A 24,707-nucleotide genomic window follows, 5' to 3' on the forward strand; every position below is an offset into this window, starting at 1 on the left:
TGGCACCTCGATGAGCCCCGCTCAATCGGCATCGGGCGGCAGCACCAGCGGACCGCAGTTCTCGTCGGCAATAAACACCGCCAGCAGCTTCGCGGGGCGCACCGGATCGGGGTTCTCCGCAAAGAGATGCAGTGTGCGCGGCGGCTCGAAGAAGGTCTCGCCGCTCCTGTAGGTGCCCACCGGACCGCCGCCGAGCTGCGAGCGGATGGTGCCTTCGAGGATGACCGCGGTCACCGAGCCCGGATGCCGGTGGGCCGGCGAATAGGCCAGCGGCGGAAAGTCGACGAGCACGGTGGTCACCGCCTTGCCCGGCACGTTCGGCAATGCCTCGCACGAGAGCACCTTCACCGAAGTCGCGGGCCTCGCATCGGCGCCCGATCCCGCGGGCGCCGGGGCCGACGAGAACATCGGCCGGGCCACGCTGCTGCACACATCGGCGAACCATTGCGCCGCCTCCTGCCGGTTGCCGTGCGGCATCAGCGCCCAGCCGGCGGCCAGCACCAGGGAGAGCGCCGCAATGCCCGCGCCTAGCGGGCCGCGATGAAGCCGGGCCGCCTTCACGATGCGACTCCCTGCCGCTGGCGCAGCCGCAGCGATGCCTGCCAGCCCAGTTCGCGCCTGGCCTTCTCGCTGCTGACTTCGGGGTTGTCCTCGGCAATGTTGAAGACACCGCCGCGAGCATGCCGCAGCGCCAGCACCGTCGCCCAGGCCGCCGCCTCCACATGGACCGGGCACGCGCCCCTGGACTCGGAGGTCGACGTGCCGGGACCGTAGAACTGCCCGTAGCGCAGCACCGTGCCCGTGAGGCCCGCCGTGCCCAGCACGCTGCGCTCCAGCGCCGCCACGCCGCCCACGCTGACACCGCGCGTGCCTTCGGCCGCGAGATCGAGCGGATCTTCCTCGACGTGCGGAGTCGCGCCGGGCGCATAGAGCCAGGCGATGCTCTGCGCCACCAGCCGGCGGCTGCCGGCCGCCAGCGCCGCGGCCACGAGGTTGCGCGTGCCTTCAGTGCGCACGCGCGCATTGCGATGGGCGGCATCGGCCATCCGCTTGGGATCGAGATCCCGCGGCAGGTCGGTGAGCTGGTGGATCACGATCGCCGGTGCGATGCGCATCAGCGCCGCGCGCAGCGCTGGCGCGTCGAACACGTCGACGACGACAGGCACCGCGCCGCTTGCCTCCAGCGCCTGCGCGCGCTCGGCGCGCCGGGTGCTGCCGTACACGATATAGCCCGCGTCGACCAACAAAGGCACGAGGGCGCTGCCGATGGCCCCGGCCGCACCCGCCACGAATATCTTCTCGCTCATCGCATGTCCTCTTTCCACTGGATGTTCGGAGCTTAGGTTTTCGATGCCCCATTCCAAAGAGCCAAGATTCGTCAAAATGAATGGGCCATGACGCAAGAGAAGAAACCGCCCGCCGCCCTCCTCGCGATCGACCGCACAGCGTCCACGCCGCTGCACCGGCAGATCTACGAACGCTTCCGCACGGCCATCGAGCAGGGCTTGCTCCGCCCCGGCAACCGCGTGGCCTCGGCGCGCAGCCTGGCCAGCGGACTGGGCGTGGCGCGCGGCACCGTCGAGGCAGCCTACAACCAGCTCGCGGGCGAAGGCTATTTCTCGCCGCAGGGCCAGGCGGGCACGGTGGTCTCGCCCTCGCTGCCTTCCCCGCGATCGGCGCGCCGCACGTCCCGGCAAGCCGAGGCGCGGGCCGTGGAACAGGACCTGGCCGAACCCGCGCCGCCGCCGCCCCTGCAGCTGGGCATTCCGGCGCTCGATGCCTTCCCGCGCAAGCTCTGGGCACGCCTGGTGTCGCGCCGCGCCAGGGCAACGACCGCGGCCGAGATGTTCTATGGCGATCCCTCGGGCCATCCGCCGCTGCGCACGGCGATTGCCGCCTACCTGCGGGTGTCGCGCGGCGTCGCGTGCCATCCGTCGCAAGTCTTCGTGACCGGCGGCTACCGCGCATCGCTCGCGCTCATCTCGCACGCGCTGCTCGCAAGGGACGAGCGCGTGTGGGTGGAAGACCCGGGCTATCCGCCGACGCAGGAGGTGCTGCGCAGTGCCGGCCAGCGCACGGTGCCTGTGCCGGTGGACGAAGAAGGCCTGGTCGTTGCGCGTGGCATGCGCAAGGCAGCGGAGGCGAAGATGGCCGTCGTCACGCCCTCGCACCAGGCGCCGCTCGGTGTCTCGATGTCGCTCGCGCGCCGGCTGCAGCTGCTCGCCTGGGCCTCGCAGGCGAAGGCCTGGATCGTCGAAGACGACTACGACGGCGAATACCGCTACACCGGCCCGCCACTGCCCGCGCTCAAGAGCCTCGACCGCCATGACCGCGTGCTCTACGCCGGCAGCTTCTCGAAGGTGCTGTACCCCGGCTTGGCGCTCGGCTACGTGGTGGTGCCCGATGCGCTGCGCGGCGCCTTCGGCGAGGCCGCGCGGACAGGGTCCAACGGATGCCCGCAGCTCACGCAGGCAGTGGTTGCCGATTTCATTCGAGAAGGCCACTTCTCGCGCCACTTGAAGAAGATGCGGTTGTTCTATGCGCGCCGCCGCCACATGCTCGCGGCCGCGCTGCTGAAGACCTTCGGCGACGAAGTGCGCATCGACCTGCAGGCCGGCGGCATGCACCTGATCGCGCGCTTCGACCGGCGGCGCGAAGGCGACGAGGAGCTGGGGCGCCGCGCGCAACGCGCCGGACTGAACTGCCAGCCGCTGTCCGCGCGGGGCACGGCAAGTTTCCGCGACGCGGGGCTGCTGATCGGCTTCACCAACATCGGCTCCGCGATACACGCGCAACAGCTTGCAACGATGTTGCGGACCGCCCTGGACCGAAAGCCATGAGAATTCACCGGCCTGTCATGCAGGCCGCCTAAGGTCCGTCCGCACACCAGCGAGGAGACTTCCCATGCACACCCTGAAAAAGATCTGCAATGCGTTCTTGGGCCTGGGCCTGCTGCTCGCCGCCGCGGGCCCGGCCACCGCGCACGAGGAGAACGCACGGCGCCGCGCCGACAATGCGCCGCTCGTGATCGGCCATCGCGGCGGGGCCAATGGCTACCTGCCCGAACACACGCTGGAAGCCTATGCGCTCGGCATCTCGCTGGGCGCCGACTACATCGAGCCCGACCTGGTCGCCACCAAGGACGGCCACCTGATCGCCCGGCACGAACCCAACCTGATTGACACCACCAACGTCAAGGACCTGCCGCAATTCGCCAACCGCCGCCGAACGGTCATGCTCGACGGCGTGCCGACCGACGGCTTCTTCGCCAGCGATTTCACGCTGGCCGAGATCAAGCAGCTGCGCGCCGTGCAGTCCTTTGCCGAGCGCGACCAGTCCTTCAACGGCAAGTTCCAGATCCCGACGCTGGCCGAGGTGATCGACCTGGCCAAGCGCAAGTCCCGCGAAGAGGGGCGGCGCATCGGGATCTATCCCGAAACCAAGCACCCCACCTATCACCAGAGCATCGGCCTGCCCCTGGAAGACAGGCTGCTGAACGTGCTGAGCGCGGCCGGCTGGAACCAGCGCAATGCACCGGTCTTCATCCAGTCCTTCGAGACCGCCAACCTGCGCTATCTGCGGAGCAAGACAAGCGTGCGCCTGATCCAGCTGGTGGACGCCAACGACGTCAAGCCCGACGGCACGCTGGACCTCAGCAAGCCCTACGACAAACCCTACGACTGGGTGGTGTCGAACCGCGACGGCCTCTTCAGCGATCTGTTGACGCCGCGCGGCCTGCAGGAAGTGAAGGGCTATGCGGACGGCATCGGCCCGTGGAAGCCGTACCTGATTTCGAGCGCGTGCAAGACCGTGCAGGCAGGCGCGTGCGCCGACGTGACCGGCGACGGCGCCATCGACGAGCGCGACCGCGTGCTGCTGCCCCCCACCAACGTGATTGCCAATGCGCATCGGCTGGGACTGCTGGTCCACCCGTATACCTTCCGCAGCGAACAGAAGCGCCTGACCGGCAGCTTCGGCGGCAACGCGGTCAATGAGTACCTTGCGTTCTACGAGGCTGGCGTCGACGGCGTGTTCAGCGATTTCGCGGACACGGCGGTTGCGGCACGCGCGATGTTCCTGCTCAAGCACGATCCTGACTACGCCGCCTGCCTCGTCAATTCGCGCAAGTGCGAACGCAATAACGATTGATTGGGCGCTGCCGGGAATCGCGGCCGTTCCCGTGCAGGTCCGCCACGACGGTCGATGGTCCGAGCGGTGGGCGTTGCTTCGATCATCCCGGCTACCATCCCGACATGCTCACGAACGGATTCGCGCATGTCTCCAAGGTCCTGGCCCGATGAATATGCGGCAAGCCAGATCGTGGGGGCCTTTTGCCTGCGCATCCATTCTCAGCTTCGTGGCCTACAGGACCCTTTCCGCAAGCGAGTGGTATTACGCGCTCCTGTGGCTGCTGGCTGGCCTGAGCGCCGTGCTTGCGGCGAGGCTTCTCCTGCAGACCGGCTTCAGGACTTGGCCTGTCGCAGCAACAGCCATCGGCCTGCTGGCCGGCCAATGGTGGCTGGCAGAGGCTCTGATCCTGCGAGCGTTCTGGCGCCTCAACGGGTTCGGCCCTTGATATCCGCCCAAGTGCCGGGGCGACCTTCGCCGCATGCGCTTCAGCGAGGTGCGCTTGCTTCAGGTCCTTCGGTGCCGTCCGGCTCTCTGCGCTGAAGATCGATCCGCAGCCCCGCGACGGCGCCGTTCTCGACGTGCAGCGCGAAACGCATCGCCGGATCTTCGACCAGCATCTCGATCACCAGCTTCGCCGTTGCCTCGTCGAAGCCCATCTGCACGCCCTTCCAGGCCGCTGCGGCATTACGGGCCGCGAGTGAAGCCATCTCCACCTTGAGGCCGCGGCCGACGGAATGGGAGTGCAGTCCGATCGCATGGCGCCCTTCGAGATGCACTTGCAGGCCCGGCACGGCGACGAGCCCCTCGCCAAGCCACAGCTCGCCCGAGAGCGACGTGCGGCCGAGCAGCAGGCGCGCCTGCTGTGTCAGCCCATGGCCAGGCCCCCTGTGGCCCTGTCGCAGCATCGATTCGGCAAAGGCCTGCAACTGCAACTTGCCGCGCTCGGAGACCCAAGGGCCCAGCAAGGCGCCGCGGTGCTCGAACACCACGCCCGCGAGCGGCGCCGCGGCGAACTGGTACAGGTAGCTGCGCCCGTTGGGCGCGTCGACATAAATGCCCATCCGGCTCACGCCCATGCGCGAGTCGGGCCCGACATGCTCGACCGTCGCATCGTTGAAGTCGATCTGGCCGTCGCGAACGGGCACCGTGACATCGGCGTCGAACAGCAGATGCGCGTCGGTGATCTGGCCGCGGATAGAGCCTTCGGCCTCGCCGAGGGGTGCAAGATGCCACGCATCGGCCACCGCATGGCCGGCCGCGGCGTCGGGCGTCGCTGCCGCTGCGTCCGCGCCCTGGCTCGCCTCGCGGATCTTCTGGATCTGGGGCGGCAGCACCAGCGGGCCATGCAGCTTCAATCCCGAACACTCGGCCTTGTCCGCCTGGACGGAAACCAGGCGCGGCACGCCGGCCTCGGCGCGCAGCCGGGCCACCAGCTCGTGCACGTCGATGCAGTCGATTTCGAGGACGAACGGATCCGACGCAAGCCGCAGCGCCATCGCCTCGAACCGCCGGACCCGGAGTTCGACGGCACCGTCCGGCATGGATTGCCACGTCACGCCCTCGAGCGTGCAGCGATTGCGCCCGGCGTCGCCGGAAGCCCCGAGTTCCGATCCGAGTGCGAGTTCGATGAGGGAGGCCGCGAGCGAGACGGTCATGCCGTGCTTCTACCAGACCTCGCGGGATCATGCGCCGTTCGGCGGCAACCGCAGACGCGGCTCCCAGTCTTCGACATGCCCCGAGGCCGCGCGCTTTCGGAAGGTCTGGCGCCAGCGTTCGGCGAGCGACGGCAATTCGGCGGCACGCTCCCATTCGGGCGCCGCGTGCGCGTCCCGGGTGAACAGCAACGCAATGAGACGCGACAAGGGCCAGTCCGGGTGCGGTCGCTCCACCAGCACGGCCTGCGCGCCGGCCCGCACCCAGCCGGGTTCGAGCGTGCGGTAGTACCAGCCCGTGCGGCCGCGCGCCTGCATCTCGCGCGCCATGCCGCGCTCGCCGAAGCGCAGGTCGAGTTTCCAGCAGGGCTGCCGGCCCTGCGACACCTGCACCAGCGCCTCGCCGAGGCGCACCACGTCGCCGATGCACACGTTCGATTCGTCCCAGCCGCGGGAGGAGATGTTCTCGCCGAACGCGCCCGGACTTGCAAGCAGGTCGGCGCGGCGGCTCCAGGAAGCCCAGCCCGCATAGTGCTCGCGAGGGTAGTGATGCACCGCCTTCTCGACACCGCCGTGGATGCGCAGGTCGGCTTGCGCATCGCCCTGCAGGCCCGTAGCCGACAGCCACAGTGCATGGTCCACGGGCAACTTGCGGATGCCGCTCGACGAGCGCCCGTCGGGCAGCAGCGCCACCTGGCCCACCAGCAGCGCATCGATCACTGTGGCGCCTGGCGTCATTCGAGCTGCCCCAGCCAGACCGTCAACATCGCCGCGGCGGCCGTGCAGGGTCCGGAGCCCAATGCGGCGCTGCGGGCGCGCAGCGCGGGTATGTCGACACCGGCCTGGACGAGTTCGCAGGCATGCCCGATCAACCATGGTTCGATGCGCGACGGGTCCGCCTCCGGATGGAACTGGAGCGCCAGCGCATGGGACCCCAGGCTGAACGCCTGGTGCGGCGTGGAAGCCGTGCTCGCGAGCAGAGCGCCGCCCGGCGGAACGTCGAAGGTGTCGCCATGCCAGTGGAGCACCGGGCTGCCTTCCAGCGGCGCAAGGCAGGAGGCCTTGCCGGCCTCGTTCAATTCGACCGGCGCCCACCCGATCTCCTGGCGCGCGGCCGGATACACGCGCGCACCGAGCGCGCTGGCCATCAGCTGTGCGCCCAGGCACAGCCCCAGGGTCGGGAGCCGAAGCGCCAGCCGCTCGCGCAGGCCCGCCAGTTCGTCTTCCAGCCATGGATAGATTCGGGTGTCGTAGGCGGCCACGGGACCGCCGAGCACGACGACGAGCCCGGCGCCACGCCATTCGTCGATGCCAAGCGGCGAGACGCCGGCCTGCCGGTACTCGATCTCGTAGCCGGCGTTCACGAGCACGCGCGCGAACGAGCCGAGGTCTTCGAAGGCGAGGTGCTGCAATGCGATGCACTTCATGGCGTCAGGCTCCATCGGCCGGGCAGCCCTCGCCGCGGCACCCGCCGTGCGCCGCTGCAAGGCCATCCGCATCGCCCGGGGACCGCGTGATCAGCGTCGCGGGTACCTCTTCGGCAGCCAGCTGGCCGATGGCCGCGCCGAGCGCCATGTCGTCGAGCTGGCCGAAGTGGCTCAGCCGGATGCGGCCTTGCCTGTCGATGAGAACGATGCTCGGCGTTCCCTGCAACTGGTATGTTCGCATCGTCGCGGGAATGCTGCCGCGAGAAGGCGCGTCGATGCCGATGGGAAACGTGAGGCGGTACTCCTGCACGAATGCGGCGAGCGCCGCGGCGGTCATCACGTCCTGGTGCTCGAACACGGTGTGCAGGCCGATCACGGCAACGTCCCTTGCATCGAAAAGCTGTCGCGTCTTCTTCGCCTGCGGAAGGCCGTGCGACACGCAGGCCGGGCAGAGCATCTGGAAGGCATGCAGCACCACCACGCGGCCGCGCAGCGACTCGAGCGTGAGGGCGCTGTCCGTGTTGAGCCATTGGACAACCTGCAGCGCAGGCGCCGGGGGAAAGTTCTTCGGCATCTCGAATGCTCCAACGTGAAGGCAACCAGGAAGCGGCCGCGCCGCCCCTGCACTATCGCTCCGGTCAGGCGGCCGCGCGCAGCTTGACCGACGGAAAATCGACCGGTACGTCGAAGGCCACGTTCACATAGTTGGTGAACAGGTTCAACGCCACGTGCGCCACGATCTCGACGATCTGCACATCGTCGAAGCCGGCGCTGCGAAGCGCCTCGACATCGGCAGCGCCGACCCGGCCGCGCGCATCGACCAGCTTGAGCGCGAAGCGCAACGCGGCCGCCGTCCGCGGGTCGGAAGATTCGCCCGCCTGGGCCGCCGCCATGTCCGCGGCGGACACCCCGGCCTTGCGGCCGAGCGCCGTGTGCGCGGCCAGGCAATAGTGGCATGCGTTGCGGTCGGCCACCGCCACGGCGATCTGTTCGCCGAGCTGCGCCGCAATGGCGCCGCCGCCGAGCGCGCCGAACGATCCCCACATGCTCTGGAGCGCGGCCGGCGAATTGGCAACCGCGCGAAACATGTTGGGCGTGGCGCCGAAGGTGCCATGGATGTTCGCCAGCAGGGCCTTGGCTTCGCCGGTGGCTGCGGCTTCGTTCACGAGTGGGACGCGAGACATGAAAGTCCTTTGAAGAAGTGGAGGAACGAAGCCAGTGTCTGCGCATGCACCGTATGATTGGGATCGTTTCATCCGAATAAGATACCTTTTCGTCCAGAATTGCCCCTCATGCCCCCGATCGACAGGCTTTCCTCTCTGCTCGAGCGCTTTCATGTGCGGGCCCATCTGTTCCATGCCGGCCCCTTGTGCGGCACCACCCGGTTCGCGGCCCGGGAAGGCCGCGGCTTCCTGCATGCGCTGCGGCGCGGCGAGATGGTGGTCACGCACTCGGCGCGCGCCGGCGTGCCGCGCAAGCTCGCCGTGCAGGCGCCCTGCCTTCTTTTCTATCCGCGGCCCCTGGCGCACAACTTCCACAACGCGCCGGCGGAGGGCTCGGACTTCGTCTGCGCGACGCTCGATTTCGATGGCGGCGAGGCGCATCCCCTTGCGCGCGCGCTGCCGCCCCTGGTCGTCCTTCCGCTCGATGCCGTGGAGGGCCTCGAACAGTCGCTGGCGCTGCTCTTCGCCGAGACCACCCGGGTGCTGTGCGGCCACCGCCTGCTGGCCGACCGGCTGTTCGAGGTCGTGCTGATCCAGCTCCTGCGCTGGCTGCTCGATCACCCGCAGGAGAGCGAACCTCCTCCGGGCCTTCTGGCCGGACTCGGCGATGCGCAGCTGGCGCGCGTCCTGGTCGCCATGCACGAACGCCCTGGCGACCCCTGGACGCTGGACCGCATGGCACGGGAGGCCGGCCTGTCCCGCAGTGCGTTCGCCCAGCGCTTCAAGGCCGTGGTGAGCGCCACGCCCGCGGACTACCTCGCCGGCTGGCGCCTCACGATCGCACAGGCCGAGCTCAGGAAGGGCGCATCGCTCAAGAGCATCGCGGACACGCTCGGCTACGCCAATGCATCCGCGCTGTCGCGGCTCTTCACGCAGAAGATCGGCATGTCCGCGCGCGAATGGCTGGCCAGCCGGCAGTGAGCGCGCCGTCTCGCCACTCGGACCGGGCAGGGTTCAAGTTCTTTCATGGCGAAATTTAGTCATTTATTGACAATCGCCTAGTAATTGCAACAAACCAGCCGGATGGCACAGCGCTCCGATCCGTCCCTGCCGGGCCGTCGATGCCACTTTTGCGCGGCGGCAATTGGTGATGCCCAACAGCCTGCCCTCGGGCTTGAGCGATGCGTTCGCGCAGGATCCGGCGAAACAAAGGCAATGGGCCGCCTTCCTCCAGAGGAACCAGCTGGGTGACCTGGATCTCGCCATGTCGTCGCGCGGTTGCGCAGCGAATTCCAAACGCTCCGAACCGCCTGAAGAGCCGATACCGCTGCTAGCGCACGCGCGGGGCCGCGCCCTGCAGGCTGCTGCGCAGCGCCAGCTTGCGCACGATGGTCGAGAACGCGCGCGTGGCCGCCGCGTCGCGTGCCACCGGCGACCACAGCATGCCGGGCGTGCGCACGGGCGTGGGGCTTTCCAGCCGGATGACCACGAGCCCCGAGAGCGGGTTCACTACGTTCGCGGCCACGATGGACGCGAGCTGCGTCTTGGCGACCAGGTCCATCATCGGCGCGAGCGTGTTGATCTCCGCCACCACGTGCGGCTGCGCGCCGCAGGAGCGAAAGCACTCGTCCAGCATCTGGCGCGTGGCAAAGCTGGCCGGCAGCAGCACCATCGGCAGGCGGTGCAGCTCCACCATGCGCACGCGCTTGCGCCGCGCGAGCGGATGTTTTTTGGCCACCACCAGCACCATCTCCTCGTTGTAGAGCGGCTCGAACTGCAGCGGCCCGGGCACGCTCGGCCGGTAGGCGATGCCCAGGTCCAGCGTGCCCTGCTGCAGGCGCGCGGCGATCTGGTCGGCCGACAACTCCTCGACCACCACCTTCACGCGCGGGTGCCGCCCCTGGAAGCTCGCGATGCAGTCGGGGATGAAGCCGAGGTTGAAGGTGTGGGTAGAGCCCACGCGCAGCTCGCCCGCCACCTCGGAGCTGTCCTGGCGCAGCGCGCCCAGTCCCAGGTCGATCTCGTGCAGGGCCTTGGTGCAGTAGTGCAGGAACTCGTCGCCGGCGTCGGTCAGGCTCACGCGCTTGCCGATGCGGTCGAACAGCGCAACGCCGATCTCTTCCTCGAGCTGCTTGATCTGGTGCGACAGCGTCGACTGCGTGACATGCAGGCGCTCGGCCGCGCGCGTGAAGTTCAGCGAGCCTGACAAGGCGATGAAGTAGCGCAGGTGCCGGAGTTCCATGGCTTTCCTCGGGAGCAATGATCGATGGCATCGATGCTAACGATGGAAAACAATCATTTTCCGAATTCGTGGATGCAACCTAAAGTTTCTCCAGCCCCCCGACAACAACGACAGGAGACCTCCCGGTGCAAAAAGTCCTCAGCGGCATCAAGGTGCTGGAACAAGGCACGTTCATCACCGGGCCGGCCGCCGGCATGTTCCTCGCGGACCTGGGCGCCGAGGTGGTCAAGATCGAGCAGCCCGGCGCGGGCGATCCGTTCCGCGCCTTTCGCGGCGGCCTCTACAGCCCGCACTTCCAGACCTACAACCGCAACAAGCGCAGCGTCACGCTCAACCCGAAGCTGCCCGAGGACGCGGCCGTGTTCGACGAGCTGGTCAAGGACGCCGACGTCTACATCCAGAATTTCCGCCCCGGTGCGGCCGAGCGGCTGGGCGCCGGCGAGTCCCGGCTGCGGGCCCTCAATCCACGGCTCGTGTATTGCGCCATCAGCGGCTTCGGGCAGACCGGCCCCGCTGCCGGGCGCCCCGCCTACGACACGGTGGCGCAGGCCGCGAGCGCCTTCCTCAAGCTGCTGGTGAACCCGGCCAACCCGCGCGTGGTCGGCCCCGCGCTCGCCGATGCCATGACCGGCTTCTACGCCGCCTACGGCGTGCTCGGCGCGCTGGTCGAACGGGGCCGCACCGGCCGCGGGCGCGCGGTCGAGGTGTCGATGCTGGAGGCCATGTGCCACTTCAACCTCGACGCGTTCACGCACTTCTTTTCGGAGAACGAGGTCATGGGCCCGTTCAGCCGGCCGAGCGTCTCGCAGTCCTATGTGCTGGAGTGCGCGGACGGCCTGTGGATCGCGCTGCACATGTCCTCGCCCGAGAAGTTCTGGCAGGGCCTGGCCAATGCCATCGAGCGCCCTCGCCTGTTCGCGGACCCGCGCTTCGCCTCACGCGAGGCGCGCATCGCGCACCAGGAAGACCTGATCGCGCTGCTCGGCGGCGTGTTCCGCCAGCAGACCCGCGCAGCGTGGTGCGCGCGGCTCGAGGCCGAGGACGTGCCGCACGCGCCCATGTACGACACGCGCGAGGCCATGGAAGACCCGCAGGCGCGGCACCTGCAGCTGCAGGTGAGCGCGCCGCACCCCGAGGGCGGCGAGTGGCACACGATCCGCTCGCCCGTGAGCTTCGACGGCGAGCGCGCGCTGGAAGTCACGGCCCCCCCCATGCTCGGGGCCGACAACGCAGCCATCGTCGATCCGATCCGCCAGCGCCTGGGGCAGCCGCCCACTGCCAGGCGCTGACCCCGGCGCAGCCTTCCAAGACAAAACGAGCCAGGAGACAAGAACACCATGACCCCATCGAACGAAAGCGAGCTGACGCAGACCGTGCTCAAGAGCCTGGAGGGAACGCGCGACGCGCGCTTCCTGCAGCTCATGCAGTCGCTGATCACGCACCTGCATGCCTTCATCCGCGACGTGGACCTGAAGCCCGACGAGTGGATGCAGGCCATCGAATTCCTGACGGCCACGGGCCAGACCTGCACCGACAAGCGCCAGGAGTTCATCCTGCTGTCGGACACGCTGGGTGCCTCGATGATGGTCGTGATCCTGGACCAGCTGCGCGCCGCCGCCGGCAAGCGCGGCCGCGCCGCGAACGAAGCCACGCAAGCCACCGAACTCACCGAGGCCACGCACGCCACCGTGCAGGGCCCCTTCTACTGGGAAGGCGCGCCCGACCTGCCGCTGGGCGCCGACGTGGCCCAGGGCGCCCGCGGCGAGCCGACCTTCTACAGCGGCCGCGTCACCGACACCCACGGCCAGCCGCTCGAAGGTGCGCTGCTCGACATCTGGTCGGGCGACGGCGAAGGCGTGTACGACATGCAGGTCGAAGGCGCCGCGATGCAGGCGCGCGGGCGTATCCGCACCGACCACGAAGGCCGCTACTGGTTCTGGTCGATCCGCCCGAGCTTCTATCCGATTCCGGTCGACGGGCCCGTCGGCCGCATGCTGGAAGCCATGGGCCGCCATCCGAACCGCCCCGGCCACATCCACATGATGGTCTCGGCGCCGGGCCATGTGCCCGTCACCACGCACCTGTTCGTGGCGGGCAGCCCGTACATCGAATCCGATGCCGTGTTCGGCGTGCGGCCGCGGCTCGTCGTGGACTTCGAGTCGCACCCGCCGGGCCGCGCGCCGGACGGCAGGTCGCTGGAAACGCCCTACTGGTCCGCGCACTACGACTTCCGCCTCGAACCCCGACACGCCTGAAAGACCACGCCCATGAAAATCGGAAAGTCCACCGTCCCGCGCACCGCCATCTGCACCTCGGACGAACACACCATCGTCGTGCGTGGCCAGGACCTGTGCCAGGAACTGATCGGGCACCTGTCGTTCACCGACTATTTCTTCCTGCTGCTCACCGGGCGCCGCCCCGATGCCGCGTGCAGCGCCGTGCTCGACGCCACGCTGGTGGCGATTGCCGAGCACGGCCTCGTGCCGAGCGTGCAGGCCAGCCGCATGACCTTCGCGGCCGCGCCCGATGCGCTGCAGGGCGCGGTGGCAGCCGGCATCCTCGGCTGCGGCTCCGTCATCCTCGGCGCGTCCGAAACCGCGGGCCGGCTGTTCATCGACGTGGCGGCACGCGTGGATGCGGGCGCCACGCTGCCGCAGGCCGCCACTGCGGCCATCACCGAACTCAAGGCCGCACGCGCCGCGATCCCGGGCTACGGCCATCCGCTGCACAAGGAACGCGATCCGCGCGTCGACCGGCTGATCGCCGTGGCGACGCAGGCCGGCGCCGACCTGCGCTATGTGCACATCGCGCAGGCGCTGGAAGATGCGATCCCGGGCATCGTCGGCAAGGACCTGCGCATGAACGTCTCGGCGGCGATTCCAGCGGTGCTGCTCGGGGTGGGCTTTCCGGTGGGGTCGCTGCGCGGCGTGCCGATCCTCGCGCGCACCGCGGGGCTGATCGCGCACCTCGCGGAAGAAGCCGAGACGCCGAGCGGCTTTGCGTTGTCCTACCAGGCCACGCGCGAACTGCAGTACGAAGGCGCCGTGCCCGCGGGCTTCGGGACGGCGCCATGAAACGCCGCGCGGGCCTGGCCGCGACGCTTGTAGCCGCAGCGATGCTTGCGCAGGCCAGCAGCGCATGGGCCCAGGCAGGCGACGCGCGCCCCATCAAGCTGGTCGTGCCCTTCGCTGCCGGCACCACGACCGACATCGTGGGACGGGTGCTGGCCGAAGCGCTGGGGCGCCAGCTGTCGCAGCCGGTGATCGTCGACAACCGCCCCGGCGCGGGCGGTGCCATCGGCAGCGAGCTGGTGGCCCGCTCAGGGGCGGATGCACACACTGTGCTGCTGGGCACCGTGGGCACGCATGCCATCAACGCCTCGCTCTACAAGCGGCTTTCCTACCAGCCGCAGCGCGATTTCGTGCCGCTGGGCTTCGTCGGCGCCACGCCCACGCTGCTGGTCGTTCCCACGGCCGCGCCGTGGAAGACGGTGGCGGATCTGCGCCGGGCCAGCGGCAAGTCGGTGAGCTTTGCCTCGGCCGGCAATGGCACCTCGGGGCACCTGGCGGGCGAGCTGCTCAACCTGCGGCTCGGCAAGGACTTCGTGCACGTGCCCTACCGCGACGGCGCCCAGGCGCTCACCGAGGTGATGGCGGGCAACGTGCAGTTCATGTTCTATCACCCGGCCGCCGTGCTGCCGCAGATCCGCGCCGGCAAGCTGCGCGCGCTGGGCACATCGAGCGCGCGGCGAAGCATGGCCGCCCCCGACGTGCCCACGCTGGCCGAGCAGGGCATTCCGGACTTCGACCTGGTCGCGTGGTTCATGTTGTATGCCCCGGCCGACATGCCCGCCGCGCAGCGCGACCGCCTGCGCGAAGCCACGCAGGCGGTGCTCGCCCAGCCCGGGGTGCGCGACAAGCTCGCGGCCCAGGGCATCGAGCCCATGGCCATGGGCGCGGCGGACATGGCCGCCTTCGGTACGGCCGAGATCGCGAAATGGGGCGAGGCCGTGCGCCGCTCCGGCGCGCAAGTGGATTGAAGAAGACAGAACAACCCAACAAACGGGCACCCATAGCCCAAGGAGACAAGCCATGCGTTCGACCACAACCCTCGTCAAGAAGATGCTCGGCCTGGTGCTGGGCCTCACCAGCATCCTGGCCACGGGCCACGCAAGCGCCCAAGCCGCAGAGTGGCCCACCAAGCCGATCCGCATCGTGGTGGGCTTCGCGCCCGGCACGCCGCCCGACATCTTCGCGCGCATGTACGGCGACTACGCGAGCCGCAAGCTCGGCGTGCCGGTGCTCATCGACAACAAGCCCGGCACGGCCGGCAACCTCGCGTCGGACACCGTCGCCAAGGCGCCGGCAGACGGCTACACCTTCCTCTACAACCTGTCGACGGCGTTCACGATCAACCCGTACATCTACAGCAAGCTGCCGTTCGATCCCGACAAGGACCTGGTTCCCGTCGCCACCACGATGCGCCAGGGCCTCGTGCTGATCGCCAACACCAAGTTCCCGGCCAGGACCATCAAGGAGCTCGTGGCCGCGGCCAAGGAAAAGCCCGGCACCTATTCGCACGCCTCCTACGGCGCGGGAAGCCCGTCGCAGCTGATCGTCGAGTCCCTGAAGGACGAGGTGGGCATCACCATGCTGCATGTGCCCTACCGCGCGAGCCCCATCGCCGATCTCGTCGGCGGACAGGTCGACACGCTGATGGAGCCCATCGCCACGGGCTATCCGCTGATCAGCAGCGGCCGGGTGCAGGCACTCGCTTACTCGGGGCCCACGCGGCACCCCGCGCTGCCCGATGTGCCCACGCTTTCGGAGGTGATGCCGGGCTTCTCGATGATGTCGTGGCACGGCATCTGGGCACCCGCGAACACACCCGCTGCGGTGCTCAACCGGTTCAACGCGGTATTCGTCGAAGCCAGCAAGGACCCGGACCTCGCCAAGCGCATCAAGGACCTCAACAGCGAGCCGCTGGGCGTCACGCGCACCGAGATGAGCGCGATGGTGCGCCGCGATGCGGAGATCTACAGCCGCGTCGTGAAGGCGCGCAACATCCGCGTGGATTGACCTGCCGCGCCCATCGCTTCGCACTCATCATGGCCCTTAACATCGGCCGTGATGACCGCTTCACTGCCACCCGAAATCGCTTCGCAACTGTCGCAGGCACGCGCCGTTCTCGAGCGCCACCTGGCCGGCGCGCTGCAGGCCATCCACCTGTTCGGCTCCGCCGTCGATGGAGGGCTCAAGCCGCACAGCGACATCGACCTGATGGTGACCGTGGAAGCGCCGCTGCCCGCACAAGTCCGGCACGCGCTGATGGCGGACCTGCTGTCGGTCTCGGGCAGCCCCGGCGCCGGCGGACCGTGGCGCCCGCTCGAAGTGACGCTCGTGGTGCGGGACGAGGTCGTGCCCTGGCGCTATCCGCCGCTGCGCGAACTGCAGTTCGGCGAATGGCTGCGCGAGGAACTGCAGGCCGGCATCGTGGAGCCGGCCATGCCGGACCATGACCTCGCGATCCTGCTCAGCAAGCTCAGGCAGCACAGCGTCTGCCTGCTCGGCCCTCCCGCGATCGAACTGTTCGACCCCGTGCCCCACGCCGATTTCGCGCGCGCGCTGCTGGACACCGTGGCGCAGTGGAACGACGCGCCGGACTGGCAGGGCGACGAGCGCAATGTGGTGCTGGCGCTCGCGCGCATCTGGTTCAGTGCCTGCACCGGCGAGATCGCGCCCAAGGATGCCGCCGCGGCATGGGCGCTCGAACGCCTGCCGGGTGAGCACCGGCCCGTGCTGGCGAGTGCGCACGCGGCTTACCTGGGCCATGCGCCGGACAATTTGGCCGATCGTCCTACCCAGGTCACGGCGTTCGTGCGCTACACCAAGGCACTGATCGAGGATGTGGTCTGCGCAGGCCCTGCGCCCGCGCGGTGAGCCATTGCGCGCGATCGCACCTCAACAGACTTTCCTCCAGGCACGACGAACAGGAGAGACATCGATGTACGTCATCATGGGTGGTACGGGGCATGTCGGTTCGGCGGTCGCGCAAGCACTGCTCGACCGTGGCGAAGCAGTGACGATCATTACGCGCGATGCGAGCCGCGCCGGCGCATGGCGCGAAAAAGGGGCCGAGATCGCCGAGGCCAACGTCGAAGACGTGGCCTCGCTGCGCGCGGCGTTTCAACGTGGGCGCCGCGCCTTCCTGCTCAATCCATCCGCGGACACGTCGGCGGACACCGACACCATCGAGAGGCGCACGGTCGCCAGGATCCTGTCTGCGCTGGAAGGCTCGGGCCTGCAGAAGGTGGTGGCGGAATCGACCGGCGGCGCGCAGCCCGGCGAGCGCATCGGCGACCTGAGCGTGCTATGGGAACTCGAGGAGGGCCTGCGCCGCCAATCCATTCCGGCGGCCATCAACCGCGCGGCCTACTACATGAGCAACTGGGACGGGCTGCTCGACGCCGTCCGCAGCGTGGGCAGGCTGCCCACGATGTACGACCCCGACCTTGCCATTCCCATGGCCGCGCCGCGCGACCTCGGCGAGATCGCGGCCCGCAGGCTGGTGTCCCCGCTCGACGACGTCGGCATCCGCTACGTGGAGGGGCCGCGGCGCTATTCCTCGGCCGACGTGGCAAGGGCGTTCTCGCAGGCGCTCGGCCGGCCGGTGGAGCTCGACGTCACGCCGCGCGACAAGTGGAAGGAAGCGTACCGCAGCCTCGGCTTTTCCGAAGCTGCCGCGGACTCGTATGCGCGAATGGCCGCGGTGAGCGTCGACAGCGGCTTCGAGATGCCAGGCGATGCCCTGCGCGGCTCGACGACGCTCGAGGCCTACATCCGCGGCCTGGTGGCGCGATCCTGACGGCGGCACGCCACCCTCCACCCATGTTCAGGCAGCGAGCACCTGCAGGTTGCCGGCACCGGGCAGCACGCGCAGCGTGGCGGCCGTCCTCACCGAATAATCGCGGCTCAGCACCGTGCTGACCTCGATGTAGTCGCAGCGCGCCTCGGCCGGCGTGAGCGTCAGCACGGCATAGCCGCGCTTGCTGGTCTCGGCGTAGCGCAGGTCGTCGATGATGCGCCGGAAGCCATCGGACAGCAGGTCGTTGGCGATCAGCGGCAGCGCGCGCTCGAAGCCCGGCGACGACACCGACGAGGTTCCGAATTCCACGCCGACCCGCTGCCCGGAGGCGTCGGTGAGGTTCCCGGCCCAGGCGTTGTGCGTGTCGCCGGCCAGCGAGATCAGGTTCTTGCCCTGGTTGCGCGCCATGGCGAGCACGGCATCGCGCGCGGCCGGGTAGCCGTCCCACGCGTCCAGGTTGTAGGGCACCTTCTGCTGCGTGATCAGCGCGCGCTGGCTGTCGCTGCGCGCGGAATCCGGAAGCGCCTGCGCCGCCAGGTAGGCGGTCAGCGTCTCGACGCTGAAGTCGGTCGCGATGCTCAAGGGAATGACCATGCGCATCATGAGCACCTGCTGGCCGAGCACCTGCCAGGTGCAGGGCGATGCGGCCATGCGCTGTGACAGCCAGTCCACCTGCGGCTGGCCCATCAGCTGCCGCGTGGGCGCCGAGGCCTCGCCGGCCAGGTACTGCGAGAGCGTGACCTGCTTGTCGCGGCCGATCAGCCGGGTGTCGAGCATGTGCATCGAAGCCAGCGTGCCGAAGTCGAAGGAGCGGTAGATCCGCAGCGGGTTGGCCGGGTCGGGCAGCCGCGTCGGCAGCCACTCGTGGTAGGCCTGCACGGCCGCCGCGCGCCGTGCCGCAAAGCTGCCCTCGGTCGCTTCGTCGTGGTTCTCGGCCCCGCCGGACCAGGCGTTGTCGGCCAGGTCGTGGTCGTCCCACACCGCGATCATGGGCAGCCGCGCATGCAAGGCGCGCAGGTCGCCGTCGGTGCGGTACTGCGCATGGCGCAGGCGGTAGTCCGCAAGCGTCAGGATCTCGTGGTCGGGCCTCGACTCGCGGTCGATGGCAATGGCCAGCTGCGAGGCAAAGCCCACCCGGCCGAATTCGTAGATGTAGTCCCCCAGGTGCAGCACCACGTCGATGTCGGTGCGCTTGGCAATGTCGGCATAGACATTGAAGTAGCCGCTCGGGAAATTGGAGCAGGACACCACCGCCAGCCTGGCCTGCGATACGCCGCCCACCGGCAGCGTGCGGGTGCGGCCGATGGGCGAGCGGTCGTTGCCCATGAAGAAGCGATAGAAATAGGTGCTGGCCGGCTGGAGCCCCATGGCGTCCACCTTGACCGTGTAGTCGCGCTCGGGGCCGGTGCTCGCGGTGCCGCGCGCAACGATGATGCCGAAGCGCTCGTCGCTGGCCACTTCCCACTCGACATTGAGGGTGCCCGGCGCGGAGGCCGTCACGCGGGTCCAGAGGATCACGCGGTCGGACAAGGGATCGCCGCTCGCGATCCCGTGCTTGAACACCGAGTTGGGTCCGTCGGGCGGACGCCCACCCCCCACTCCGCCACCGATGCCGATGCCCCCTCCTCCTCCGCCGCCACCCCCGCCACATGCGGTCAGGCCGATGCCGCTGCCCGAGAACATCGCGAACAGCACGGCGCTGCGCAGCAGCGAGCGCCGGGTGGTGCCGCTCAGGGCTTGCGGGGGGTCGGTGTCTGCATCGTGAACGGCATGGCTTGCCTCGCCGTTGTTCTTCTTCTCGTCGTGGGTGCGCATGGCTGTCTCCTGATCCGCCGACGGCAAGACGCACGGCACGCCTCGGTCCCCGTTCGACGTCGGCGCCATTTGAATGTGAGGACCTTGGTTTTCAACGTAGGCTGCCGCCGATGCGCGCGTCAGCCGGAAGCGCACGGGGTACCCTCAGTTCAATGTGTCGAAGAGCCTGAAGATCCACGACAGCTGGTAGACCAGCGTGGCCGCCACGAAGACGGTGTGAAAGCGCTGGCTCGCCGTCCTGGCCGCCACGATGCACAGCGTCACGAGAACGGGCGTACGGATCAGGTACTCCAGTGCAAAGCGCGCGAAGTGCGCCTCGCCCTTGATCAGGGTGTCGACCACGTCGAGCAGGTAGGTTGCGGCCAGCAGGCCGAAGAACCACGCGCGGCGGGCATAGAAATAATCTTCATAGCTCGCATAGTCGCGCATGCTGTCCGGAAAGAGCAGCGCGCACAGCAGGAACAGGACGATCGCGTAGCTCACGATGAAGGCATAGGTGCCGAAGGTCCAGCTCTCGATCTGGTAGAGGCCGAACTCCCACCACCAGAAATGCACCAGCGCCAGCAGGACCGAAGCCACCCAGGCAAGGTGCACCGCATAGAGCCGGTACTGCGCCGGGTGCTGCACGATGCGCGCAACGCCCGACAAGAGCCGCGTGACGCCAAGGCCGATCACCATGCCCATGACGATGCGGATGTGCGGGAAGATGTCGTGGGCAGAGATGACTTGTTGCTGCATTCGGGGGCTTCATGGTGTTGGGACGATGCCAAGGGTGGCCAGGCCGTCGACGCCACGCTACAGCACCTGGAGGTGCGGCTCTGCGCAAGACCCTGCTGCGGCTGGGCGTTTTGCTCCGACGGCATGGCGCATTCCCGGCTGCGAACGCCTTCTATGCCTGGGCAATTCCCCGCATTAATGTGAGCAGGGCATGTTCGAGGTCCTGCTCGAAGTCGTACCGGAGGCTCTTCAAGCCGGGTAGCCCGCTGATTCTGGTTGCGCGCTGGCCCGAAAGGGCGCGAAGATTCAGCAGAGTGGTGAACTTCGCGCCGATCAATACGGCATCCGATCGATGGTGCGTGTGGGTGATGTCGATATCAAGTTCGAGATCGTGCTCGAAGCACGCATCGAACTCGATGTGCCGGGCAAGCAAGACCGCATCGGCGACATTGCAAAGCCGCCAACCCCTGATAGCAGATCCCGTCCCGTCAAAGAAACCCGATCGACAGCCAGGGAAGCACCGCCACTGCAGTCGTCCCCACCCGCAGCGCCACGCTAGTGGTTGTCCTCGATGTTGAGGACTTTCCCCAAGCCCAGAAAATAATTGGCAAACGCAAGCAGTGCCGCAGTCACCGCAATGTAGACAGCGGAGAGCGCCGCCAGGGTCGGGTCGGCAAACTCCCGAACATAGTTGTACATGGCCACCGGCAGCGTCTGCGTGTCCTGTGTCGTCACGAAAAGCGATGCGGTGAATTCGCTGAATGACATGATGGCGGCGAACAGCCATCCACCGAAGAGCCCCGGAGCCAGAAGAGGAACCGTGACGGTGAAAAGCACCTTCACCGGCGACCCGCCCAGGCTGGCCGCCGCCTGCTCGAGCCGTTCGTCCAGGTTCTCCATGGAAACATAGACGCTCCTGAGCACAAAGGGCAGCACCAGCATGACGTGGCACAGGATGACGATGCCGTATCCACGTTGCACCGAGGTCTGCGACACCAGGATGAGCAGGCCCAGCCCCAAGGTGAAATGCGGCACCACCAGCGGCGAATGCAGGATCGCGAGGAGGAGCTGCTTGCCGCGGAACTCCAGCCGCTTCACCGCGATGGACAGACACGTCCCGATCACCAAGGCCAGGAAGGAAGACCATCCGGTGACGACCATGCTCGAGCGAAATCCTTCCTGGAAATCCGGATAGCTGAACACCCGCACAAACCACTTGAGCGAATACGATTCAGGCGGAAAGGCAAGGATCGCTTTTTCGTTGAATGCGGCGATCGTCACCACCACCACCGGCAACAATACGAATGCAAGCAGGATGGCGATCAGCAGCGGCCCGGCAACACGCAGCGGCAGAGGCAGGGAACTTCGGATTTTCATTTCAATGTCCTCCAACGGCCTTCAGGCGCTTCGTCAAGAGTCCCAAGGCAAAGAGCGCCGCGGTCGTCATCAGCAGCCCCATCACGCTCAGGCTGGCTGCCAGCGGAAAATTCATGGAGGAAAAGCCGAGTTGGTAGACCAGGGTCGACACCGTGGGCACGCGGCCTCCGCCAATCATCTGGGGCGTCGCAAAGGCACTGAAGGTCCAGGCAAAGGCGGTCGTGATGCTGGCCAGAATGCCCGGCATCGAAAGAGGCAGCGTGACCGTGACGAAAGTCTTGACGGGGCCCGCGCCCAGGCTTTGCGCGGCCTTTTCATAGTCGCGGTTGATGTGCGAGATCGCCGTGGCGAGCATCAGGACCACCACGGGAATCGTCACGTGCACCAGCGCGACGAGCACGCCCAGGTGGGTGAACATGAGTTCGAACGGCCATTCGATCAAGCCGAGCTTTCGCAAGGTGCCGTTGATGAAGCCGTTGCTGCCCAGCACGGCGATCCACGAGTAAGTCCGGACGATTTCACCCAGGAATAGCGGCGTGATCGAAACGATCAGGATGAAGGATTTGAGAGCCCGGTTCTTCACGCGAACCAGGGCGTAGGCCAGGGGATAGGCGGCGACAAGCGAGAACACCGTCGTCTCCACACTCAGCAACAAGGTATTGGCAAACGCATCGAGATAGATCGACTTGCCCATGCCGGAGAAATTGGCGAAGGTCAGCCCGCCGACATCCAGTGAGCCGGGAACAAACGCCCGAAAGCTGAACTGGAACACCGCGGCCAGTGAGACGGCGATGCCCATCGCAACAATGACGGCTGGAGATACCAGCCAGGCCCGTAGATCGGAGCGCATTCCTGAACCTTGTTCCAGAGACCCAACGGGGTCAGTTCATGATGTTCTCGGTGAACCACTTGCGCCACTCGGCAGTCTTCTCGGCGCGCAGCTTGTTGTCGATGACGATGGTCTGGGTGTCCCACTGTGCCTTGGTGGTGAATACGCCCGGCAGCTTGGCGTCTTCGGCCGAAACCGTTGCGTTGTCGACGACCGGGCTGGCTTTCTTCGAAGCCACGATCCTTGACTGCACTTCGGGCGACAGCGCGATGTTCAGGAACTTGTGGGCCAGGTCGGCCTTGGTGCTTCCCTTCATGATGGCCATGGTGTCAACGCCGAGCACCGCACCTTCCTTGGGCATGACCACCTTGATCGGCACGCCCTGGCTGGCCATGTGGTACGCGTTCATCGAAAGAATGACTTCCACGGGCGTTTCCCCGGTGGCGATCAATTGCTGCGCGTTGGCGTCGTTGGTATAGAAGGCCTTGAAGTTGGGCTTGAGCGCCTTGAGTTTGTCCTGGCCTTTTTCCCAGGACCTGGCATCTCCGCCCGACAGCATGGCGGCAACCGCAATCAAGTGGCTGGGGTCGAAGTCAGGGGCGCTGATCTTGCCTTTCAGGGCCGGATTCCACAGGTCATTCCAGCTTTCGAATTTGACGCTGGGCGGCAGCAGGTCGGCGCGATAGCCGATGGAATACACATAGGCCCAGCTGCCGATGTGGTACGGGCTGATCCTGGCGCGGTCGACCAGGCGGCTGGCGTTCGGGATCTTGCTGTTGTCGAGCTGCTCGAACAGGTCGCTGTTCACGTAGAGCCAGCCGACATGCGAGGTCGTGAACGTGATGTCGCTTTCGGGCTTGGAAGCGAGCTTGGCCTTGTTCAGGCGGTCGATGGTGCCGCCGGTCACGTACTTCACCGGCACGCCGGTCTGCTTCGTGAACTCCTTGCCGATGTTCTCGTCGATGAGGTCGCGGAAGCTGCCACCCCATGTGCTCACCACCAGGGCGTTGTCCTGCGAGTAGGCCGATGTGACGGCCAGCGTGGCGGAAAGCACGCACATTGTCAAAAGCTTGCGAATCATTGAAAACCCTCAGATCGAAAAGTTGAACGTTGGTCGGAGCCGGCAATCCGTCGGCGAGTCGCACTGAAGGTGCAAGCATTGCGCCAGCACCATGCCCACTCACCTCAGCGACCGGATGATGTGGAACTCACGACTTGCGGCCAAGTCGCCTTTTACTTAGAGGTGCCTCAATTTTCCTGATGGGCGCGGGTCCGCGGGCAAAGCTCGGAAATTCCTAAACGGTCGCCCGGAAAATACAAATGGCACCGATGTCCGACGCCGATGACCATTGCCGTTCCCGTCATCAGCCCCCCGCAACATGAAACACACCCGCATCCGGCCTTTCAATACCAAGGTCACGTACCCGGAACAGAAGCTCGACAACGACCTTTGCCAGGCCGTTGTCGCTCGAGGCAGCACCGTTTTCCTGCGCGGGCAGATCGGACAGGACCTTGAAACGTCCGAGAGCGTCTGTATCGGGGATGTCAGCGGTCAAGCGGAGCAGGCCATGGCGAACATAGCGATGCTGCTCAAGGAGGCCGGCGGCGAACTCCAGGACATCTGCAAGATCACGATCTACATCATCGATCCGCGTTACCGCGAGGCCGTCTATCTCGTCGTGGGCCGCTGGCTGAAAGGGGTTTTTCCCGTATCGACAGGCATCGTGGTGTCTGCCCTGGCCCGTCCGGAATGGCTGGTGGAAATTGATGCCACGGCCATGATTCCCGACTGAGCCCCATGACGTTCTCCATCATCGCGCGCTGCCCCGCCACCGGGCAGTTCGGTGCTGCCGTTGCCTCGTCCTCCCCCGCGGTCGCCGCGCGTTGCATCCGCGGCCGCACGCACGTGGGCGCCGCCGCCAGCCAGAACATCACCGATCCGGATCTGGGCCCGCTCGCCCTGGACCTGCTCGCCAGCGGGCTGACGCCGGCGCAAGCGTTGGCCGAGCTGCAAAAGCGCCCCTTCATCGACTACCGCCAGGTGATGGCTATCGATGCGTCGAACCCGCCGGTGGTTTTCACCGGGGCCAAGGCGCTCGGCACCCTGGCCAGCGTGGTCGGCACGCATGCTGCCTGCGCCGGCAACATGCTGCTCACATGCGAGGTGCCCCAGGCGATGCTCTCGGCATTCGAGAGCGCCGAAGGCCCGCTGGCCGAACGCCTGATGCAGGCCATGCTCGCCGGCCAGGCGGCTGGTGGCGAGGAAGGCCCCGTGCATTCGGCCGGCCTGCTGGTCTACGGGGAGCAGAACTGGCCGATCGTGGATCTTCGGCTGGACTGGGTGGAGCTCGATCCGGTGCAGGCCCTCTACGCCACCTGGAAGGTGTACGAACCGCAGCTGCAGGCCTACATCACGCGGGCGCTCGACCCGCGCGCGGCCCCCAGCTTCGGGGTGCCTGGAAACCTCTGAAGGGCCGCCGGTACACTGGA

27 protein-coding genes are annotated in these 24,707 nt (G+C 67.4%); 13 read left to right on the forward strand and 14 right to left on the reverse strand.

The window, feature by feature from the left end:
• Positions 1-21 precede the first annotated feature (21 nt).
• Together L1081_RS27360 and L1081_RS27365 are read right to left on the reverse strand one after the other, a co-directional pair.
• Positions 22-561: a cupin domain-containing protein gene (locus L1081_RS27360; RefSeq protein ID WP_489417769.1), complete on the reverse strand. Its 540-nt coding sequence runs from the start codon at positions 559-561 to the stop codon at positions 22-24.
• On the reverse strand, positions 558-1,307 hold the full coding sequence (locus L1081_RS27365; protein ID WP_489417770.1) for an NAD-dependent epimerase/dehydratase family protein: 750 nt from the start codon (positions 1,305-1,307) through the stop codon (positions 558-560). Before L1081_RS27365 ends, L1081_RS27360 begins: the two co-directional genes overlap by 4 nt.
• A gap of 87 nt (positions 1,308-1,394) precedes the next feature.
• Between L1081_RS27365 and pdxR the strand changes: the two genes are divergently transcribed.
• The 3 genes from pdxR to L1081_RS27380 all read left to right on the forward strand — a co-directional run bounded on the left by pdxR (position 1,395) and on the right by L1081_RS27380 (position 4,576).
• Positions 1,395-2,840 carry a MocR-like pyridoxine biosynthesis transcription factor PdxR gene (gene pdxR / locus L1081_RS27370; RefSeq protein ID WP_489417771.1) on the forward strand — a complete coding sequence of 482 codons (1,446 nt, stop codon included), beginning with the start codon at positions 1,395-1,397 and terminating at the stop codon, positions 2,838-2,840.
• A gap of 64 nt (positions 2,841-2,904) precedes the next feature.
• Positions 2,905-4,149: a glycerophosphodiester phosphodiesterase family protein gene (locus tag L1081_RS27375; RefSeq protein WP_489417772.1), complete on the forward strand. Its 1,245-nt coding sequence runs from the start codon at positions 2,905-2,907 to the stop codon at positions 4,147-4,149.
• A gap of 148 nt (positions 4,150-4,297) precedes the next feature.
• On the forward strand, positions 4,298-4,576 hold the full coding sequence (locus tag L1081_RS27380; protein WP_489417773.1) for a hypothetical protein: 279 nt from the start codon (positions 4,298-4,300) through the stop codon (positions 4,574-4,576).
• Between the two features lie 40 nt (positions 4,577-4,616).
• Here L1081_RS27380 and L1081_RS27385 read toward each other — a convergent pair whose 3' ends face one another.
• The 5 genes from L1081_RS27385 to L1081_RS27405 all read right to left on the reverse strand — a co-directional run bounded on the left by L1081_RS27385 (position 4,617) and on the right by L1081_RS27405 (position 8,394).
• Positions 4,617-5,786, reverse strand: coding sequence for a hypothetical protein (locus L1081_RS27385; protein ID WP_489417774.1), 1,170 nt, complete (start codon positions 5,784-5,786; stop codon positions 4,617-4,619).
• Positions 5,787-5,813: 27 nt separating this feature from the next.
• Positions 5,814-6,521, reverse strand: coding sequence for an MOSC domain-containing protein (locus tag L1081_RS27390; protein WP_489417775.1), 708 nt, complete (start codon positions 6,519-6,521; stop codon positions 5,814-5,816).
• Complete coding sequence (locus L1081_RS27395; protein WP_489417776.1) at positions 6,518-7,210, reverse strand: glutamine amidotransferase; 693 nt, start codon at positions 7,208-7,210, stop codon at positions 6,518-6,520. The genes L1081_RS27390 and L1081_RS27395 overlap by 4 nt, the downstream gene beginning before the upstream one ends.
• Positions 7,211-7,214: 4 nt before the next feature.
• Positions 7,215-7,784, reverse strand: a complete 570-nt coding sequence (locus L1081_RS27400; RefSeq protein WP_489417777.1) for a redoxin family protein — start codon at positions 7,782-7,784, stop codon at positions 7,215-7,217.
• Positions 7,785-7,848: 64 nt separating this feature from the next.
• Entirely contained in the window at positions 7,849-8,394 is a 546-nt protein-coding gene (locus L1081_RS27405; protein WP_489417778.1) for a peroxidase-related enzyme, read from the reverse strand.
• 108 nt (positions 8,395-8,502) lie between these two features.
• Between L1081_RS27405 and L1081_RS27410 the strand changes: the two genes are divergently transcribed.
• Entirely contained in the window at positions 8,503-9,354 is an 852-nt protein-coding gene (locus L1081_RS27410; RefSeq protein ID WP_489417779.1) for a cupin domain-containing protein, read from the forward strand.
• Positions 9,355-9,703: 349 nt separating this feature from the next.
• On the opposite strand, the gene L1081_RS27415 is transcribed toward L1081_RS27410, so the two are convergent.
• Positions 9,704-10,615 (reverse strand): LysR substrate-binding domain-containing protein, encoded by a 912-nt coding sequence (locus tag L1081_RS27415; RefSeq protein WP_489417780.1) that lies wholly within the window; start codon positions 10,613-10,615, stop codon positions 9,704-9,706.
• A 125-nt stretch (positions 10,616-10,740) separates the two neighbouring features.
• On the opposite strand from L1081_RS27415, the gene L1081_RS27420 reads away from it, so the two are divergent.
• The 7 genes from L1081_RS27420 (at position 10,741) to L1081_RS27450 (ending at position 17,479) form a co-directional block, all read left to right on the forward strand.
• Positions 10,741-11,904 carry a CoA transferase gene (locus L1081_RS27420; protein ID WP_489417781.1) on the forward strand — a complete coding sequence of 388 codons (1,164 nt, stop codon included), beginning with the start codon at positions 10,741-10,743 and terminating at the stop codon, positions 11,902-11,904.
• A gap of 48 nt (positions 11,905-11,952) precedes the next feature.
• Positions 11,953-12,870 (forward strand): dioxygenase family protein, encoded by a 918-nt coding sequence (locus tag L1081_RS27425; protein WP_489417782.1) that lies wholly within the window; start codon positions 11,953-11,955, stop codon positions 12,868-12,870.
• 12 nt (positions 12,871-12,882) lie between these two features.
• Entirely contained in the window at positions 12,883-13,689 is an 807-nt protein-coding gene (locus L1081_RS27430) for a citryl-CoA lyase (protein WP_489417783.1), read from the forward strand.
• A complete protein-coding gene (locus L1081_RS27435; protein WP_489417784.1) occupies positions 13,686-14,654 on the forward strand; it encodes a tripartite tricarboxylate transporter substrate-binding protein in 969 nt (322 codons plus the stop codon). Before L1081_RS27430 ends, L1081_RS27435 begins: the two co-directional genes overlap by 4 nt.
• Positions 14,655-14,706: 52 nt before the next feature.
• Positions 14,707-15,693: a tripartite tricarboxylate transporter substrate-binding protein gene (locus L1081_RS27440; RefSeq protein WP_489417785.1), complete on the forward strand. Its 987-nt coding sequence runs from the start codon at positions 14,707-14,709 to the stop codon at positions 15,691-15,693.
• A gap of 51 nt (positions 15,694-15,744) precedes the next feature.
• On the forward strand, positions 15,745-16,554 hold the full coding sequence (locus L1081_RS27445) for an AadA family aminoglycoside 3''-O-nucleotidyltransferase (protein WP_489417786.1): 810 nt from the start codon (positions 15,745-15,747) through the stop codon (positions 16,552-16,554).
• Between the two features lie 64 nt (positions 16,555-16,618).
• Positions 16,619-17,479 carry an NmrA family NAD(P)-binding protein gene (locus L1081_RS27450; RefSeq protein WP_489417787.1) on the forward strand — a complete coding sequence of 287 codons (861 nt, stop codon included), beginning with the start codon at positions 16,619-16,621 and terminating at the stop codon, positions 17,477-17,479.
• A gap of 27 nt (positions 17,480-17,506) precedes the next feature.
• Here the strand turns inward: L1081_RS27450 and L1081_RS27455 are convergent, their stop codons facing one another.
• From L1081_RS27455 to L1081_RS27480, 6 genes are all read right to left on the reverse strand, one after another.
• Positions 17,507-19,294 (reverse strand): alkaline phosphatase D family protein, encoded by a 1,788-nt coding sequence (locus tag L1081_RS27455; RefSeq protein ID WP_489417788.1) that lies wholly within the window; start codon positions 19,292-19,294, stop codon positions 17,507-17,509.
• Positions 19,295-19,438: 144 nt separating this feature from the next.
• Positions 19,439-20,032: a hypothetical protein gene (locus L1081_RS27460; RefSeq protein WP_124960812.1), complete on the reverse strand. Its 594-nt coding sequence runs from the start codon at positions 20,030-20,032 to the stop codon at positions 19,439-19,441.
• A gap of 151 nt (positions 20,033-20,183) precedes the next feature.
• Positions 20,184-20,444, reverse strand: a complete 261-nt coding sequence (locus L1081_RS27465) for a hypothetical protein (protein WP_489417789.1) — start codon at positions 20,442-20,444, stop codon at positions 20,184-20,186.
• Between the two features lie 122 nt (positions 20,445-20,566).
• Positions 20,567-21,388: an ABC transporter permease subunit gene (locus tag L1081_RS27470; RefSeq protein WP_489417790.1), complete on the reverse strand. Its 822-nt coding sequence runs from the start codon at positions 21,386-21,388 to the stop codon at positions 20,567-20,569.
• Between the two features lies 1 nt (position 21,389).
• Complete coding sequence (locus tag L1081_RS27475) at positions 21,390-22,238, reverse strand: ABC transporter permease (RefSeq protein ID WP_319442644.1); 849 nt, start codon at positions 22,236-22,238, stop codon at positions 21,390-21,392.
• Between the two features lie 31 nt (positions 22,239-22,269).
• Complete coding sequence (locus L1081_RS27480; RefSeq protein WP_489417791.1) at positions 22,270-23,277, reverse strand: extracellular solute-binding protein; 1,008 nt, start codon at positions 23,275-23,277, stop codon at positions 22,270-22,272.
• A 319-nt stretch (positions 23,278-23,596) separates the two neighbouring features.
• On the opposite strand from L1081_RS27480, the gene L1081_RS27485 reads away from it, so the two are divergent.
• Both L1081_RS27485 and L1081_RS27490 read left to right on the forward strand, forming a co-directional pair.
• Positions 23,597-24,010: a RidA family protein gene (locus L1081_RS27485; protein ID WP_047783773.1), complete on the forward strand. Its 414-nt coding sequence runs from the start codon at positions 23,597-23,599 to the stop codon at positions 24,008-24,010.
• A gap of 5 nt (positions 24,011-24,015) precedes the next feature.
• On the forward strand, positions 24,016-24,687 hold the full coding sequence (locus L1081_RS27490) for a DUF1028 domain-containing protein (RefSeq protein ID WP_215245500.1): 672 nt from the start codon (positions 24,016-24,018) through the stop codon (positions 24,685-24,687).
• The last annotated feature ends 20 nt before the right edge of the window (positions 24,688-24,707 follow it).

Origin of the sequence: Variovorax sp. MSC1_012 (assembly GCF_023667525.1) — a bacterium.
Taxonomy (GTDB): domain Bacteria; phylum Pseudomonadota; class Gammaproteobacteria; order Burkholderiales; family Burkholderiaceae_C; genus Variovorax; species Variovorax beijingensis_B.

What these genes read in the sequence shown, in the direction of transcription:
- pdxR (WP_489417771.1), top strand. Translation starts at nt 1,395, where the DNA reads ATGACGCAAGAGAAGAAACCGCCCGCCGCCCTCCTCGCGATCGACCGC.
- L1081_RS27390 (WP_489417775.1), bottom strand. Translation starts at nt 6,521, where the DNA reads ATGACGCCAGGCGCCACAGTGATCGATGCGCTGCTGGTGGGCCAGGTG.
- L1081_RS27445 (WP_489417786.1), top strand. Translation starts at nt 15,745, where the DNA reads ATGACCGCTTCACTGCCACCCGAAATCGCTTCGCAACTGTCGCAGGCA.
- L1081_RS27395 (WP_489417776.1), bottom strand. Translation starts at nt 7,210, where the DNA reads ATGAAGTGCATCGCATTGCAGCACCTCGCCTTCGAAGACCTCGGCTCG.
- L1081_RS27485 (WP_047783773.1), top strand. Translation starts at nt 23,597, where the DNA reads ATGAAACACACCCGCATCCGGCCTTTCAATACCAAGGTCACGTACCCG.
- L1081_RS27460 (WP_124960812.1), bottom strand. Translation starts at nt 20,032, where the DNA reads ATGCAGCAACAAGTCATCTCTGCCCACGACATCTTCCCGCACATCCGC.
- L1081_RS27410 (WP_489417779.1), top strand. Translation starts at nt 8,503, where the DNA reads ATGCCCCCGATCGACAGGCTTTCCTCTCTGCTCGAGCGCTTTCATGTG.
- L1081_RS27430 (WP_489417783.1), top strand. Translation starts at nt 12,883, where the DNA reads ATGAAAATCGGAAAGTCCACCGTCCCGCGCACCGCCATCTGCACCTCG.
- L1081_RS27375 (WP_489417772.1), top strand. Translation starts at nt 2,905, where the DNA reads ATGCACACCCTGAAAAAGATCTGCAATGCGTTCTTGGGCCTGGGCCTG.
- L1081_RS27415 (WP_489417780.1), bottom strand. Translation starts at nt 10,615, where the DNA reads ATGGAACTCCGGCACCTGCGCTACTTCATCGCCTTGTCAGGCTCGCTG.
- L1081_RS27450 (WP_489417787.1), top strand. Translation starts at nt 16,619, where the DNA reads ATGTACGTCATCATGGGTGGTACGGGGCATGTCGGTTCGGCGGTCGCG.
- L1081_RS27385 (WP_489417774.1), bottom strand. Translation starts at nt 5,786, where the DNA reads ATGACCGTCTCGCTCGCGGCCTCCCTCATCGAACTCGCACTCGGATCG.
- L1081_RS27435 (WP_489417784.1), top strand. Translation starts at nt 13,686, where the DNA reads ATGAAACGCCGCGCGGGCCTGGCCGCGACGCTTGTAGCCGCAGCGATG.
- L1081_RS27425 (WP_489417782.1), top strand. Translation starts at nt 11,953, where the DNA reads ATGACCCCATCGAACGAAAGCGAGCTGACGCAGACCGTGCTCAAGAGC.
- L1081_RS27400 (WP_489417777.1), bottom strand. Translation starts at nt 7,784, where the DNA reads ATGCCGAAGAACTTTCCCCCGGCGCCTGCGCTGCAGGTTGTCCAATGG.
- L1081_RS27480 (WP_489417791.1), bottom strand. Translation starts at nt 23,277, where the DNA reads ATGTGCGTGCTTTCCGCCACGCTGGCCGTCACATCGGCCTACTCGCAG.
- L1081_RS27490 (WP_215245500.1), top strand. Translation starts at nt 24,016, where the DNA reads ATGACGTTCTCCATCATCGCGCGCTGCCCCGCCACCGGGCAGTTCGGT.
- L1081_RS27470 (WP_489417790.1), bottom strand. Translation starts at nt 21,388, where the DNA reads ATGAAAATCCGAAGTTCCCTGCCTCTGCCGCTGCGTGTTGCCGGGCCG.
- L1081_RS27440 (WP_489417785.1), top strand. Translation starts at nt 14,707, where the DNA reads ATGCGTTCGACCACAACCCTCGTCAAGAAGATGCTCGGCCTGGTGCTG.
- L1081_RS27405 (WP_489417778.1), bottom strand. Translation starts at nt 8,394, where the DNA reads ATGTCTCGCGTCCCACTCGTGAACGAAGCCGCAGCCACCGGCGAAGCC.
- L1081_RS27380 (WP_489417773.1), top strand. Translation starts at nt 4,298, where the DNA reads ATGAATATGCGGCAAGCCAGATCGTGGGGGCCTTTTGCCTGCGCATCC.
- L1081_RS27455 (WP_489417788.1), bottom strand. Translation starts at nt 19,294, where the DNA reads ATGCGCACCCACGACGAGAAGAAGAACAACGGCGAGGCAAGCCATGCC.
- L1081_RS27365 (WP_489417770.1), bottom strand. Translation starts at nt 1,307, where the DNA reads ATGAGCGAGAAGATATTCGTGGCGGGTGCGGCCGGGGCCATCGGCAGC.
- L1081_RS27475 (WP_319442644.1), bottom strand. Translation starts at nt 22,238, where the DNA reads ATGCGCTCCGATCTACGGGCCTGGCTGGTATCTCCAGCCGTCATTGTT.